The 13,343-nt window shown below is 56.6% G+C and carries 14 protein-coding genes; 5 read left to right on the plus strand and 9 right to left on the minus strand.

Going from position 1 to position 13,343, the window contains the following annotated elements; translation table 11 throughout:
- Window positions 1-10 precede the first annotated feature (10 nt).
- Genes KW829_RS07120 through KW829_RS07130 form a run of 3 tightly spaced genes read right to left on the minus strand, consistent with a single transcriptional unit; the run spans window position 11 to window position 2,969 of the window.
- The gene (locus tag KW829_RS07120; RefSeq protein WP_010428847.1) at window positions 11-973 is read right to left on the minus strand and encodes a YbhN family protein; all 963 of its coding nucleotides are present in this window, start codon (window positions 971-973) and stop codon (window positions 11-13) included.
- Window positions 973-2,211: a cardiolipin synthase ClsB gene (gene clsB / locus KW829_RS07125; protein WP_010428848.1), complete on the minus strand. Its 1,239-nt coding sequence runs from the start codon at window positions 2,209-2,211 to the stop codon at window positions 973-975. Before clsB ends, KW829_RS07120 begins: the two co-directional genes overlap by 1 nt.
- Window positions 2,208-2,969 (minus strand): endonuclease/exonuclease/phosphatase family protein, encoded by a 762-nt coding sequence (locus KW829_RS07130; protein WP_042715005.1) that lies wholly within the window; start codon window positions 2,967-2,969, stop codon window positions 2,208-2,210. The genes clsB and KW829_RS07130 overlap by 4 nt, the downstream gene beginning before the upstream one ends.
- Window positions 2,970-3,102: 133 nt before the next feature.
- On the opposite strand from KW829_RS07130, the gene KW829_RS07135 reads away from it, so the two are divergent.
- Window positions 3,103-3,513 (plus strand): YbhQ family protein, encoded by a 411-nt coding sequence (locus KW829_RS07135; protein ID WP_089598953.1) that lies wholly within the window; start codon window positions 3,103-3,105, stop codon window positions 3,511-3,513.
- On the opposite strand, the gene KW829_RS07140 is transcribed toward KW829_RS07135, so the two are convergent.
- Genes KW829_RS07140 through cecR form a run of 5 tightly spaced genes read right to left on the minus strand, consistent with a single transcriptional unit; the run spans window position 3,475 to window position 9,115 of the window.
- Window positions 3,475-4,581 (minus strand): ABC transporter permease, encoded by a 1,107-nt coding sequence (locus KW829_RS07140; RefSeq protein WP_218307909.1) that lies wholly within the window; start codon window positions 4,579-4,581, stop codon window positions 3,475-3,477. The two genes, KW829_RS07135 and KW829_RS07140, sit on opposite strands and share 39 nt — an antisense overlap.
- A gap of 9 nt (window positions 4,582-4,590) precedes the next feature.
- Window positions 4,591-5,724 (minus strand): ABC transporter permease, encoded by a 1,134-nt coding sequence (locus KW829_RS07145; protein ID WP_089598954.1) that lies wholly within the window; start codon window positions 5,722-5,724, stop codon window positions 4,591-4,593.
- Window positions 5,714-7,453: an ATP-binding cassette domain-containing protein gene (locus tag KW829_RS07150; RefSeq protein ID WP_218307910.1), complete on the minus strand. Its 1,740-nt coding sequence runs from the start codon at window positions 7,451-7,453 to the stop codon at window positions 5,714-5,716. Before KW829_RS07150 ends, KW829_RS07145 begins: the two co-directional genes overlap by 11 nt.
- Window positions 7,446-8,441: a secretion protein HlyD gene (hlyD, locus tag KW829_RS07155; RefSeq protein ID WP_218307911.1), complete on the minus strand. Its 996-nt coding sequence runs from the start codon at window positions 8,439-8,441 to the stop codon at window positions 7,446-7,448. Before hlyD ends, KW829_RS07150 begins: the two co-directional genes overlap by 8 nt.
- The gene (gene cecR, locus KW829_RS07160; RefSeq protein ID WP_218307912.1) at window positions 8,438-9,115 is read right to left on the minus strand and encodes a transcriptional regulator CecR; all 678 of its coding nucleotides are present in this window, start codon (window positions 9,113-9,115) and stop codon (window positions 8,438-8,440) included. Before cecR ends, hlyD begins: the two co-directional genes overlap by 4 nt.
- Before the next feature lie 207 nt (window positions 9,116-9,322).
- On the opposite strand from cecR, the gene rhlE reads away from it, so the two are divergent.
- The 4 genes from rhlE to KW829_RS07180 all read left to right on the plus strand — a co-directional run bounded on the left by rhlE (window position 9,323) and on the right by KW829_RS07180 (window position 12,586).
- Entirely contained in the window at window positions 9,323-10,708 is a 1,386-nt protein-coding gene (rhlE, locus tag KW829_RS07165; protein ID WP_089598958.1) for an ATP-dependent RNA helicase RhlE, read from the plus strand.
- A gap of 751 nt (window positions 10,709-11,459) precedes the next feature.
- Complete coding sequence (gene yefM / locus KW829_RS07170) at window positions 11,460-11,687, plus strand: YoeB-YefM toxin-antitoxin system antitoxin YefM (protein WP_010428866.1); 228 nt, start codon at window positions 11,460-11,462, stop codon at window positions 11,685-11,687.
- A 129-nt stretch (window positions 11,688-11,816) separates the two neighbouring features.
- Window positions 11,817-12,269, plus strand: a complete 453-nt coding sequence (locus tag KW829_RS07175; RefSeq protein ID WP_010428868.1) for an STM2901 family protein — start codon at window positions 11,817-11,819, stop codon at window positions 12,267-12,269.
- Window positions 12,269-12,586 (plus strand): DUF1493 family protein, encoded by a 318-nt coding sequence (locus KW829_RS07180; protein WP_010428870.1) that lies wholly within the window; start codon window positions 12,269-12,271, stop codon window positions 12,584-12,586. Before KW829_RS07175 ends, KW829_RS07180 begins: the two co-directional genes overlap by 1 nt.
- A gap of 24 nt (window positions 12,587-12,610) precedes the next feature.
- Here KW829_RS07180 and KW829_RS07185 read toward each other — a convergent pair whose 3' ends face one another.
- Window positions 12,611-13,093, minus strand: coding sequence for an Hcp family type VI secretion system effector (locus KW829_RS07185; RefSeq protein WP_010428872.1), 483 nt, complete (start codon window positions 13,091-13,093; stop codon window positions 12,611-12,613).
- Between the last annotated feature and the right edge of the window lie 250 nt (window positions 13,094-13,343).

Consider the following 13,343-nt stretch of genomic DNA (forward strand, 5'->3'; position numbering starts at 1 on the left):
CCGACACAACTCACTTCGCCAACATCCTCTCGTTCTTCGCTCGCAGCTTCTTCGCCCGACTCTCCAGCACCAGATAACAGACCGTTGCCAGCGCCAGCGGCAGGAAGTAATAGATCATGCGGTACGCCAGCAGGGCGGCGATAATCGTTCCCTGAGAGACATGCTCCCCCGCAAGCAACGCGATAAATACCGCCTCCAGCACGCCGATCCCCGCCGGGATATGCACAATGACGCCTGCAATACTGCTCACCAGCAGCACGCCCAGCACGAAGAAGTAATTTACGTCCTCGCCAATCAACAGCCAGATAATCGCCCCCATCGCCATCCAGTTGGCGCTGGAGACCACCATTTGCAGCACCGCGAACTTCCATGAGGGCAACACCAGCTTTTGCCCCTTGATGGTCATATGGCGGCGTTTAGCAAAGGCACAGGCCCACAGATATACGGCGATGATCAGCAGCAGCACGATGCCCAGAATGCGCAGCGTGGCCTCGTCGATATACCAGTGCGCGGGCAGCTGCACCACGCCGATGGTGAAGATCACCCCGCCGAGCAGAATATAGCCCAGCCAGTTCGTGGTGATGCTTAACGAGAAAATGCGCGTGATGGTCCCGCCCGGCAGGCCAAGGCGCGAGTAAAGGCGATAGCGCATGCCAATGCCGCCGACCCAGGTGCTCAGCGTCAGGTTAAAGGCGTAGCAGATAAACGACACCAGCATCACCTGGCGCTTTGCCAGCTTGTGTCCGCAGTAGGCGCGGCCCAGCAGGTCGTAGCAGCCGTATATCAGGTAGCTGACGATGACCAGCCCAACGGCGCTCAGGAGCACCATCCGGTTATAGTTTCGGATGACCTTCCACACCTCTTCCCAGTCGACTTTTTGCGCGTATACCACCAGCAGTACCGCGACGGCGATGAAGAACAGCCAGGTGAGGATTTTTTTTGCCAGCTTCCAGCGAGGATGCGATTTCGACATCAGGTTTTCCCTCCGTCTTCCGCTTCAATGCGGTCCTGAGTTTCCATTTCGGGTTGAACCGGCGGGTCCACCTGCGCAAGCTTTGGCGTATGCGCGGGCAGCCAGCCGACCATCGCCGGGAAATGACGCAGGAAGTGGAACACCACCACGCCAATGCCAAGGTTCCACCAGGTGCGTTTCGGCACCATCGACTCATCCACGCGCACGCAGTCATTGACGATCAGCCCCTGAAGGTTATCCCGCAGAGTTTGATTAAACTGCCGATCGTGAATGATCAGATTCGCTTCCAGATTCAGCGACAGGCTCAGCGGATCGAGATTGCTGGAGCCGACGGTTGCCCAGTGATCGTCCATCAGCGCCACTTTGCCGTGCAGCGGTCGGCGGCGATATTCGTAGATCTGCACACCGCCTTTCACCAGATAGTTATAGAGCAGGCGTGCGCCCACTTTGACAATCGGCATATCCGGCTCGCCCTGCACAATCAGCTTCACGCGCACGCCGCGTCGGGCCGCATTGCGCATGGCATGCAGAATACGGTAGCCGGGGAAGAAGTAAGCGTTGGCGATAATCACCTCGCGCTTCGCGTTCGCCAGCATCTTCAGGTAATGACGTTCAATGTCATCCCGGTGCTCGCCGTTGTCGCGCCAGACGAAAAGCGCCTGCGCTTCGCCGGGCTGTCGGTTTTCCTCCGGGCGATGGCGACGTCGCCACCAGTGGCGAACGGCCTCTTTACCCGGCAGGTTCTCCAGTTCAAACAGTAAAATATCCTGAACCACCGGGCCTTCAATGCGGATCGCGTAGTCCTGCTTGGCTTCCGGGCCATAGTCGGACATATGTTCAGCGGAGTAATTAATGCCGCCGACGAACGCCACCGTCTCATCCACCACCACAATTTTGCGGTGCATCCGACGAAAAAGGTTCGTGCGCATGCCGAACAGGCGGGGGCCGGGATCGTAGTAGCGGAAGACCACGCCTGCGGCGGTCAGTTCGTTGACGAACTCATCGCTCAGGTCCGGTGAGCCATAGCCGTCGAGCAGCGCTTCAATTTTGACCCCACGCCGGGCAGCACGCAGCAGCACGCTGTGCAGCTGCTTACCAACCTCATCTTCGAACCAGATAAAGGTTTCGAGGATCACTTTCTGCTGTGCGTTATCAATCGCTTTAAACACGGCCGGATAATATTGATCGCCATTCTCCAGCAGCGTAATGCGGTTTCCTTCCTGCCATGTACATTTCATAAGTGGATCTCCGCGCTGAGCGGGGCATGGTCTGATAAATGTCGCCAGTTGAGTAACGCCAGCGCGGTAGGGCTGCTGGCATGGGCGTTTTTGACGTAGATGCGGTCAAGGCGCAGCAGGGGGAAGCGCACCGGGAACGTGCGTGCGGGGCGTCCGTTGGCGCGGGTGAAAATTTCCTCCAGCCCGGCGTTCACCTTAAGCGGATGGTTGGCGCGCTGCCGCCAGTCGTTGAAATCACCGGCGATAACCACGGGCTCGCCTTCCGGCAGCGCATTGCTCCATTCGGCGAGCATCTGCAGCTGAGCCTGACGGTGGGCTTCACGCAGACCAAGATGCACGCAGCCTACGTGAACGGGAAATTCCAGATCGGGTGGCGTGATCCGACAGTAAAGCAGGCCGCGTTTTTCACTTTCGCCCACCGACACGTCGCGGTTTTCATAGTGCTCAATCGGAAAACGCGACAGCACCGCATTACCGTGGTGCCCTTCGGGGTAAACTGCGTTGCGTCCGTAGGCGTAATCGCTCCACATGGTATCGGCCAGAAACTCGTAGTGGGGGGCATCCGGCCAGTTTTCGACATGCATTGGATGCACTTCGTGCGCGCCCATCACTTCCTGCAGGCAAACAATGTCCGCGCTGACGGTGCGAACGGCGTCGCGCAGCTCCGGTAAAATGAAGCGGCGGTTAAATGCTGTGAAGCCCTTATGAATGTTTATCGTCAGCACCTTAAGCGAGAAATGCTGCGTTTTAATGGTCATAAACACCTTCCTGGGTGACTATCCCGATGAAAATAAAGTGTAGTCGGCGTCACAAAAAGATGCGGCGTTACGGAATTTTCCGTAAAGTGCGGTAGTCTGAACTAGCAGAGAAAAATCCTTCAGGAGAGAAGCCATGAAGTGGCAACAACGTGTTCGTGTCGCAACGGGTTTGAGTTGCTGGCAGATAATGTTGCATTTACTGGTCGTGGCCGTACTGGTGATGGGCTGGATGAGCGGCACGCTGGTGCATGTTGGTCTGGGGCTATGCGTGCTTTACGGCGTCACCGTGCTGTCTATGCTGTTTTTACAGCGTCACCACGAGGCGCGCTGGCGTGAAGTGGGTGATGTGCTCGAAGAGCTCACCACCACCTGGTATTTTGGTGCCGCGATGATTGTGCTCTGGCTGCTGTCGCGCGTGCTGCAAAACAACCTGCTGCTGGCCCTGGCGGGTCTGGCAATCCTCGCAGGGCCTGCGGTTGTCTCTTTACTCACCAAAGAGAAAAAGCTACGCAATGTTGCGTCTAAACATCGCGTACGCCACTGATCCCGTCGTGGCCGCGATGACCAGTAGCGGCCACAAACTTCCCCAGACAATGTCCAGACTCGCATCCTTCAGATAGATTTGCTTGGTGATATCCGTAAAGTGTCGAATCGGGTTTACCCACGTCAGATCCTGTAACCACACCGGCATATTCTCGACGGGTGAAACATAACCCGAGAGCAAAATTGCGGGCATCATAAAGACGAATACCCCGATAAACGCCTGCTGCTGCGTCGAGCAGAGCGCCGAGATCAGCAGTCCAAACCCCACCAGCGACAGCCCGTAAATCACCATCGTGAAGTAAAACAGCGCCAGCGAACCGGCGAACGGGATCTGGTAGGCCCAAATACCTACTCCCAGCACGATGGTGGCCTGGAAGGTCGCGACAATCAGCGCCGGAACCGCTTTGCCGACGAAAATCTGCCAGGTGGCGAGCGGGGAGACCAACAGCTGGTCCAGCGTGCCCTGTTCGCGCTCGCGGGCGACGGACAGGGAGGTCACGATCATCACCCCGATGGTCGTGATCATGGCGATCAGCGACGGCACCACGAACCACTTATAGTCCAGATTCGGGTTGTACCAGTTGCGTACCACCAGCTCGCTGTTATTGGGCTTCGGTTTGCCCTCCATCAGATCCTGCTGGTAATCCTTCACCACCTGCTGCAGATAGTTCGCTGCGATCTGGGCGCTGTTGGAGTTACGCCCGTCGAGGATCAGCTGCATCGGCGCGGTCTGGAAGGTATCCAGATTGCGGGAGAAATCCGCCGGGAACCGCACCAGCAGCAGCGCTTTTTGCGTGTCGATGGTGGGCTGGATTTCCTGCGGGCTTTTCAGCTGCAGGATGTGAGTAAAGGCCTTCGCGCGGGCAAAGCGCTGCGTTAGCTCAACGGAATGTTTGCCGTTATCTTCGTTGTAAATGGCAATGGTGGCGTTGGTCACCTCAAGGGTGGCGGCAAACGGGAACAGTAAAACCTGGATCAGCACCGGCAAAACCAGAATGGCGCGGGTTTGCGGCTCGCGCAGCAGGGATTGCAGTTCTTTGCGGATCAATGTCCATAAACGGTGAAACATGCGCGCTCCTTAATCTAACCGCCGTTTGGTTTTCATCCACGTCAACCCGATAAACATCACCGCCGACGCCATCAAAAACAGGGTGTTGATAATCAGCACCACTGGAATATTCCCCGCCAGGAACAGGCTTTGCAGCGTGCTCACAAAGTAGCGAGCCGGAATAACATAGGTCACGGCGCGGATCACCGCAGGCATACTGTCTATCTGAAAGATAAACCCGGACAGCATAATCGATGGTAAAAAGGCGGCGTTGAGGGCCACCTGCGCGGCGTTAAACTGGTTACGGGTGATGGTGGAGATGAGCAGCCCCATGCCCAGCGTGCTGAGTAAAAACAGGCTGGTGATAAAGAACAGCACGACAAGCGAGCCGCGATAGGGCACGCCGAGGATAAAGACGGCGACAAGCATACAGAGCAGCATCGCCAGCATGCCGAGGAAGTAGTAGGGGATGAGCTTGCACAGTAGCAACTCGACGCGCGTGACTTCGGTAGAGAGCAGCGCCTCCATGGTGCCGCGCTCCCACTCGCGGGCGATCACCAGCGAGGTCAGTATCGCGCCGATTACCGTCATGATGATGGTCACGGCGCCCGGAATAATAAAGTGCTGGCTGATGGCGGCGGGGTTAAACCAGTAGCGCGTCTGCACATCGATCAGCGGTTCAAACTCCTCACCCCGGTCTTCGGCGCGCTGCATCTGCCAGAGCTGCCAGATCCCCTCCGCGTAGCCCTGCACGAAGTTCGCGGTGTTCGGCTCGCTGCCGTCGGTGATCACCTGAATCGGCGCATCGGTTTCAGCGCGCGCCATATTGGCGGCGAAATCCACCGGAATGACGATCAGACCGCGAATTTTCCCGGCCTGCATTTTCTGGATCAATTCCTGCCGGTTGTCGCTGATGGTGGCGTCAATGTAGGGCGAACCGGTCATGGCGTGAGTGAAGTCCAGCGCCTCTTCGCTCTGCTGCTCCAGCAGAATCCCGACCCGCAGCTTGCTGGAGTCCAGGTTAATGCCGTAGCCAAAGATAAACAGCAGCAGCAGGGGGATCACCACCGCAATCAGCCAACTGCTGGGGTCACGCACGATCTGCCGCGTCTCTTTAATGCATAGCGCGCGCACCCTGCGCCACGAAATCGCATTACTGTGCATGGGCATTCTCCTTATCCCAGTCGTGGATGAGGGTGATAAACGCCTGCTCCATGGTCGGGTCTGGCTGTGCGTCGTCGGCGGCCTGGTTTTTCAGGTCGTCCGGCGTGCCGTGGGCAATCAGCTTGCCGCGATACACCAGCCCGATGCGGTCGCAGTACTCCGCCTCGTCCATGAAGTGGGTGGTCACCATCACGGTCACCCCTTTTTCCACCATGCTGTTGATGTGCAACCAGAACTCGCGGCGGGTAATGGGATCCACGCCGGATGTCGGTTCATCCAGAAACAGAATATCCGGCTCGTGCATCAGCGAGCAGGCCAGTGCCAGCCGCTGCTTAAAGCCGAGCGGCAGCTCGTCGGTGGCGTGGGACGCAATGTTGGTTAACGCGAAGGCGTCGCTCATACGGCGGATTTTTTCGTTCTGCGCCCGCCCGCGCAGGCCGTACACGCCGGAGAAAAAGCGCAGATTCTGCTCGACCGTCAGGTTGCCATACAGCGAAAACTTCTGCGCCATATACCCGAGATGCTGGCGCGCCTTGCCGGAGCTGACTTTCAGATCCATATCCAGCACCAGTGCCTTGCCGGATGTCGGCACCAGCAGGCCGCACATCATCTTAAAGGTTGTCGATTTTCCCGCGCCGTTTGGTCCAAGCAGGCCAAAAATCTCGCCGCGTTTAACCGCGAAATTGACGTTATCGGTGGCGGCGAAATCCCCGAACTTTTTGGTGAGCGATTTGGCTTCGATCACCGTTTCGCCCGGCGTGCCTTCCACCGTATGCAGAATGGCGGCAAGTGGCGACTCTGACGTACCCGCGCCGCCCAGTAGGTCGATAAACGCGTCCTCAAAGCGCGGCGCGGTCTCTTCTATCTCGATCTCAGGCATGCCTTGCGCCTGGCGAATGTCGTCGGCTGTGGCCTCTTTTTTGAGAATAATGCGCACCGAGCGGCCCTGGATCATACCGTCGCTCACCTGTGGCAGCCTGAGCACCCGCTGCAGCAGCCTGCGGTTGGACTCCTGCGGGCTATGCAGCAGGAAGCTGCGCCCGGCCATGCTCTGCGTCAGCGTCGTCGGCTCGCCCTGATAAAGCAGTTCGCCTTCGTTCATCAGCAGCACATCCCGGCACTGTTCCGCTTCGTCGAGATAGGAGGTGCTCCAGAGGATCAGCATCCCGTCGCCCGCCAGTTCGTGCACCATCTGCCACAATTCACGGCGAGAAATCGGGTCAACGCCCACGCCGGGCTCATCCAGCAGCAGCACCTTTGGCTCGCCGACCAACGTACAGGCCAGGCCCAGCTTCTGCTTCATCCCGCCGGAGAGCTTGCCAGCCAACCGGTCGGTGAACGGGCCTAGGGAGGTAAACTCCAGCAGGCGGGCGAAGGTTTTCTGCCGCGTTTCGCCGGTGACGCTGCGCAGATCGGCGTACAGGTTCAGGTTTTCCATCACCGTCAGGTCTTCATACAGGCCAAACTTCTGCGGCATATAGCCGAGCATGGCGTGGAGCGCTCCGTCGTCTTTTATCGGGTCAAGACCGAGTACGCTGGCCGTACCTTCATCCGGCTTGAGCAACCCCGCCAGCATCCGCATCAGCGTAGTTTTCCCCGCGCCGTCCGGACCGACCAGCCCGGTCACGTAGCCTTTCTGGATGGTGCAGTTCAGCGGCGCGACGGCCGGTTTGTCCATTCCCTTAAAGCGTTTGACCAGATTGTGGAGCTGGATAACCGCGTCATTCATGTCGTTCCCCGTCGCCGACTGTTACGGTTACGGGCATACCCTGACGCAGCGCGTCGTCCGCATCGGTGACGATGATGCGCAGGCGATACACCAGGTCGGTTCGCAGGTCCGGTGTTTCAACAGTTTTCGGGGTGAATTCGGCGGTAGGGGAGACAAAGCCCACTTTGCCGTGATACGGCTTGTCCGGGCGACCATCGGTATAGAGCAGCAATTCGCGGCCCGGCTGCATCTGCCCGAGGTTCGGCTCGTCAATGTAAGCGCGCACCCACACCGGGCGGGTCAGGGAGAGCGTTAAGACGGTGCTGCCCGCGCTGAGCATGCTGCCCGGCTCTACGGCGCGGGTCATCAGCGTGCCGTCGGACGGGGCGATTAACGTGGTGTCGCGCAGGTCCAGCTCCGCCTGGGCCAGCTGGGCCTGTGCCTGTTCAAGGCTGGCTTTCGCCTGGGCAATATCCTGTGCGCGGTTACCGGTGCGGTACTGACTTAATTTATCCTGTGCGGATTTCAGCGTCGCCTGCGCCTGGTCGCGGGACGAGCGCGCATTTTCCAGATCGTTAGCGGAAATGGTGCGGCTTTTCCACAGCCCCTGCTGGCGCGAGTAGAAGTTCTGCGCGTAGTCATAGGCGGCTTTCGCCTGCTTAACGGCGGCGGCAGCCTGGGCGATCTCTTCATCGCGATAGCCTGCCAGCATCAGGTCATACTGCGCCTGAGCCACGGATACGCCCGCTTTGGCCTGCATCAGCGCGTTCTCGTAGGGCGCTTTATCCAGCATCCCCAGCGTCTGTCCGCTTTTGATGGCATCGCCTTCGTCAACGCTCAGCGAGGCGAGACGTCCGCCGACGCGGAAGCTCATGTTCACCGTGCGAATATCCACGTTACCGTACAGCGTCAGACCTTTATCCTGCTGGCTCTGATACCACAGCCAGCCACCTATTCCAGCAGCAAGCAGCACAACAACCACCAGAACGATGGCGACAGGTTTTTTCATGACTTCAGGCTCCTTTGCGTTAAGCCTTGCAGGATCAGATCGACGTGACAGGCGATCACCTTGCTAATCTGCTCGGCTTTATCCTCATCAAATTGTGTCCAGCCCGTACGTAACAGGATGGTCTCCCGCCCCAGACGGAAGGCGAGCACTTCGCCCAACAGGGCATGGGTATGCAAAATCATTTCGGTGTCGAGTGCATCGCGTCCGGTATAGGCCGCGATAAGCCGGGTCAGGTGCGAGTGCATCGGCGCGATCACCCGATCGTGTACCCGCTGGTAGGCAGCCGTAGGGGAGAGCTGCTCGCGGGAAATAAACTTGCTCAGGTTCAGCGTATCGTCGTGCGTCAGCAGGCGGATCATATTATGACAGGCGTTGAGAATAAGCTGGCGAACGGCGGCGCGATCGGGCGACGGCTGGCCGAGCAGCACGGTGGCCTCTTCCACCTGCGGGTGAAACTGCGTGCCGATAAAATCGGCGATCCACTCGGCGCAGGCGAGATATAAATCCTCTTTTGAGCCAAAATAGTAGGTGATGGCCGCAATGTTCTGCCCGGCCTGCGCCGCGATATCCCGCGTGGTCGCGTGCAGCCCGTACTCACCAAACTGCGCCAGCGCGGCGGCGATAAGCTGGCTTTTGGCCTGTTCACCTTTGGTTGTTGTGGGTGTCGTATTCATGACGGCATTAAAAATTAATCAATCGATTGATTAAGATTATGTCTGATTCACTCTCCCGTCGAGGGAATGTTGAGGGATATTTTATGCGCCACGTCACAAAAGCTGCTACACTCCGCCCCTTCGCGACATTGTGGTTTTTGTCCTCCCCTATTCGTTATATCTCCCTGAAAACTACACCTGTGATGGTCGGGGCGGTTCGGAGTTTTTATGTCTTTTGATTCCCTTGGCCTGAACCCGGAAATTCTGCGCGCGATCGCAGAACAGGGCTACGTTGAGCCAACCCCAATCCAGCAGCAGGCGATCCCCGCCGTGCTTCAGGGTCGTGACCTGATGGCCAGCGCCCAGACCGGCACCGGTAAAACCGCGGGCTTTACCCTGCCGCTGCTGGAACTGCTGGTAAAAAACCAGCCGCACGCCAAAAGCCGTCGTCCGGTTCGTGCCCTGATCCTGACACCTACTCGTGAGCTGGCCGCGCAGATTGGTGAGAACGTGCGTGACTACAGCCGCTATCTCAACATTCGCTCGCTGGTGGTTTTCGGTGGCGTCAGCATCAACCCACAGATGATGAAGCTGCGCGGCGGCGTGGACGTGCTGGTGGCAACGCCGGGCCGCCTGCTGGATCTGGAACACCAGAACGCGGTTAAGCTGGATCAGGTTGAAATTCTGGTGCTGGACGAAGCCGACCGCATGCTCGACATGGGCTTCATCCACGATATTCGTCGCGTGCTGGCCAAGCTGCCTGCGCGCCGTCAGAACCTGCTCTTCTCCGCGACCTTCTCCGACGAGATCAAGGCGCTGGCGGAAAAGCTGCTGCATAACCCACTGGAAGTGGAAGTGGCGCGTCGCAACACCGCCTCTGAGCAGGTGACGCAGCACGTTCACTTTGTTGATAAAAAGCGCAAGCGGGAACTGCTCTCCCAGATGATCGGTCAGGGCAACTGGCAGCAGGTGCTGGTCTTTACCCGCACCAAGCACGGCGCTAACCACCTGGCGGAACAGCTGAATAAAGACGGTATCCGCAGCGCGGCGATCCACGGTAACAAGAGCCAGGGTGCGCGTACCCGTGCGCTGGCGGACTTCAAATCCGGCGACATCCGCGTGCTGGTGGCGACCGATATCGCCGCCCGTGGCCTGGATATCGAAGAGCTGCCGCACGTGGTGAACTACGAGCTGCCAAACGTGCCGGAAGACTACGTTCACCGTATCGGTCGTACCGGCCGCGCGGCGGCAACCGGTGAAGCGCTTTCTCTGGTCTGCGTGGATGAACACAAGCTGCTGCGCGACATCGAACGTCTGCTGAAGAAAGAGATCCCGCGCATCGAAACCCCGGGCTACGAAGTGGACCCGTCGATCAAAGCCGAGCCGATTCAGAACGGTCGTCAGGGCGGCGGTGGACGTGGTCAGGGTGGTGGCGGTCGCGGTCAGCAGCCGCGTCGTGCAGAAGGTGGCGCACCGAAATCCTCCGGCAAACCGCCGCGTCGTAACAACGACAGCAAACCGGCGGGTGAAAACCCGTGGCGCAGCGGCGAAGGGAAACCGGCAGGGGAAGGGCAGCGTCGACGCCGCCCGCGTAAACCTGCCAACCCGCAGTAATCTGGAAGCCCGGTCGTAAAGCCTAATGCCGTTCACTTAAGCCTCACGTGACTTAAAGCTGAACGGATATTTAGGCGGAACATAAAGCACCGAACGATCATATCTTCGGTGCTTTTTTTTCCGGCAAAATAAAGGATTTTACATTTTCCCTTATTCCTTTCAGATGCTTAGGTATATTTCCTGCTGCACCTTTACCGCCGATCCGCCCCCCCAGGCGCTGTCGTGCAGCAGTAAGCACGCTGGGGGCGAGGCTCTGATAGCGGGGTTAACGGGATCGCCGGCAAGCTCAACCAGGGGTTCCTAATCCCTGACCATTGACCGTGAATTTAAAGCACATCTAAGCGATTCTTTCTCGCCTTCAGCAGGGGGGATTAAAACTCATTCCCACAAGCTATAGACAGACCATGCTGCTCACTGGTAATTCGATCTCTCTATCGAGACCTAAACGGTCTCAAAGTTGCTTTAAAAACGTCCGCCCAAACTCGGAAATTGACGAACCGAGGATATAAAAAAGGGTATGTGTAACAAGGAGTAGTTGAGAATAATCTGCATACAACTACGGTTATATTGATAAATGGCGATTGTTCGTACACAATGAGGGTGTCAACTTACGAGTCTTTATGGCTTGCCCGCGCTGCTCCTAACAGCTCGGGGGAAGAAACCGCCTCCCTAAGGCGGTTTCTTTTTGTCTGATCCCCTCCAGTATTTTCTCTTCATTCCGACTGTATGTTCTGATCATCCGGAGTTCTCAATGCGAGTTATTAGCTATACCGAAGCCAGCCAAAACTTGTCGGCGACTATGCGGCAAACAATAGAGGATCATGCACCGGTTCTCATCGTTAACCAGAACAGCGTGTCATGCATACTGATGTCGCTGACAGAGTACAAATCGCTGGAGGAAACTGCATACCTGATGCGCTCCCCGGCGAACGCCAAACGCCTGTTGAGCTCTATCGAGAGCCTGAAAGCTGGTGGCTAAAGTCAGTTCTGACCCGATAGAGTACTCAACGCGGGCTATTTTCTGATTTTTTAGAAAGTGGTACCTATCCGTTATCCCTGGCAACAATAAGTGTTTAACCTTGCCCTTATTTGATTAAGGGATTATGCAATGGATACTGTAGAGGAACTTGGCGGGACGTATTTCTATCACGGGAATGCGAACGTAACCCCACAGGAGCTATTTTTGCTGATATTCGTGGAGGGTTTGGCGAACCATCTGGGCGTAACGGTAGAGACTGCTGCAACAATCCTGGCAGGGCAACCTATTCTACCCAAGCGTAAGGTGCTGGGTGCGTCTGGTTCGCGTACAAGTATCGCCTCCAAGTTAGCGCGGCGCATTTTAAAGGGAGTCCGCTTTCCTGAAGGCGTGAGGGTTGAGACCATTATCGGTATGGGAAAAAAACGATACACAAATAAGGTTGGAGCGGTAGTAGGAAGGGCCGTTCCCTATATTGGCTATGCTCAGGCAGTCATCATCTTTGCCCTTGTGGCCAGAGAGACAAGAAACAAATACAACCTCATAGCCCGGCCTAAAGATCGGATTGAATGGACTTACTTCTAATGCTGCTGCCTGATGAGCAAGAGTTTTTGGATTACATCACTGAGAACTACAGTGAGCGTAAGCGTCCCGCCAGAAAGGATTGGACCTTTCAGGAGCATTTCAACCTCGTTCCAGAAGATCTGGAAGACATGCTGCTCGACCTTTTCACTCGGTATGGAATAGAGCACAGTAACTTTGTCATGGACAACTACGTTGAGCCGGAGCTCTTTTGGTTTCAGTTCGGGCTTAGAAAGAAGTTTTGCGACCGTCAGTACAAGCCGCTAACGCTCGAAATGTTTATCGAGTCAGCCAAAGCTGGGCGCTGGTTGTATGATTAAGGGGCTGAGCGCCCCTCACGATTGTTACGCTGACTGGCGTTCGTTCCAGGCGTCGCTGAAGATAATGTTCCCATCGCTATGCTTCCAGGTAATCTTCTCGTAACGCAGCTCCACCGTTTCCATATGGTTTTCGTTGGGGTTATCCCCTGGTGCCATTGCTGGGGAGATAGAAACGATCCGTACACCTTCAAGCAGCATGTTGAAGTATTCTTCCTCCTGTCCAGAGTAGTTGATCCGGTACCATTTTATTTCTGCTGATACCAGACTTTGACCGGTGGCCACTGCCTTATAGAGGTATGGGCTTGAGCAGTCGAATTCTTTGATGATCAGCATAGGCGAGTGCATGCGGGTACCGGTTATTTTGCCGGTGGCGTTATCTGTTGGAATCATGAGGTTGTGGTGGAAGCCCTTAACCTCGATGCTGCACTCTCTTTGCTGAACATCAACCCCGCCTTTGATTAATGCATCGCCGTCGTCTTTAAGCCATAAGTAAGCTGGTATAGACATTTTTTATTTCCTTATTTTGCTGAACAATTTCATTGTTAAGAGATAAATCACCGTCGTAATGAGAAGAATGGCTATCAGTCCTATGTATGTATAAAGCTCGTATAAATTGTCCTGACCTCTCTCATCGTGCCCATACAATATTTCGCCAATACGGCTCGCCCAGGCATAGTTAAACCACCTTTCAGCGCGGCCCAGTGCTCGTCCTACAGGGAGGGATAACGCGATAAAGTAGACTGTCTTCATCGCTCTA

It is taken from the genome of Enterobacter sp. ENT02 (assembly GCF_019219165.1).
In the GTDB taxonomy this organism is placed as follows: domain Bacteria; phylum Pseudomonadota; class Gammaproteobacteria; order Enterobacterales; family Enterobacteriaceae; genus Enterobacter; species Enterobacter mori.

Excerpts from the sequence above, each read along its gene's own strand:
- KW829_RS07120 (WP_010428847.1), bottom strand. The coding sequence starts at position 973 with ATGTCGAAATCGCATCCTCGCTGGAAGCTGGCAAAAAAAATCCTCACC.
- clsB (WP_010428848.1), bottom strand. The coding sequence starts at position 2,211 with ATGAAATGTACATGGCAGGAAGGAAACCGCATTACGCTGCTGGAGAAT.
- KW829_RS07130 (WP_042715005.1), bottom strand. The coding sequence starts at position 2,969 with ATGACCATTAAAACGCAGCATTTCTCGCTTAAGGTGCTGACGATAAAC.
- KW829_RS07135 (WP_089598953.1), top strand. The coding sequence starts at position 3,103 with ATGAAGTGGCAACAACGTGTTCGTGTCGCAACGGGTTTGAGTTGCTGG.
- KW829_RS07140 (WP_218307909.1), bottom strand. The coding sequence starts at position 4,581 with ATGTTTCACCGTTTATGGACATTGATCCGCAAAGAACTGCAATCCCTG.
- KW829_RS07145 (WP_089598954.1), bottom strand. The coding sequence starts at position 5,724 with ATGCACAGTAATGCGATTTCGTGGCGCAGGGTGCGCGCGCTATGCATT.
- KW829_RS07150 (WP_218307910.1), bottom strand. The coding sequence starts at position 7,453 with ATGAATGACGCGGTTATCCAGCTCCACAATCTGGTCAAACGCTTTAAG.
- hlyD (WP_218307911.1), bottom strand. The coding sequence starts at position 8,441 with ATGAAAAAACCTGTCGCCATCGTTCTGGTGGTTGTTGTGCTGCTTGCT.
- cecR (WP_218307912.1), bottom strand. The coding sequence starts at position 9,115 with ATGAATACGACACCCACAACAACCAAAGGTGAACAGGCCAAAAGCCAG.
- rhlE (WP_089598958.1), top strand. The coding sequence starts at position 9,323 with ATGTCTTTTGATTCCCTTGGCCTGAACCCGGAAATTCTGCGCGCGATC.
- yefM (WP_010428866.1), top strand. The coding sequence starts at position 11,460 with ATGCGAGTTATTAGCTATACCGAAGCCAGCCAAAACTTGTCGGCGACT.
- KW829_RS07175 (WP_010428868.1), top strand. The coding sequence starts at position 11,817 with ATGGATACTGTAGAGGAACTTGGCGGGACGTATTTCTATCACGGGAAT.
- KW829_RS07180 (WP_010428870.1), top strand. The coding sequence starts at position 12,269 with ATGCTGCTGCCTGATGAGCAAGAGTTTTTGGATTACATCACTGAGAAC.
- KW829_RS07185 (WP_010428872.1), bottom strand. The coding sequence starts at position 13,093 with ATGTCTATACCAGCTTACTTATGGCTTAAAGACGACGGCGATGCATTA.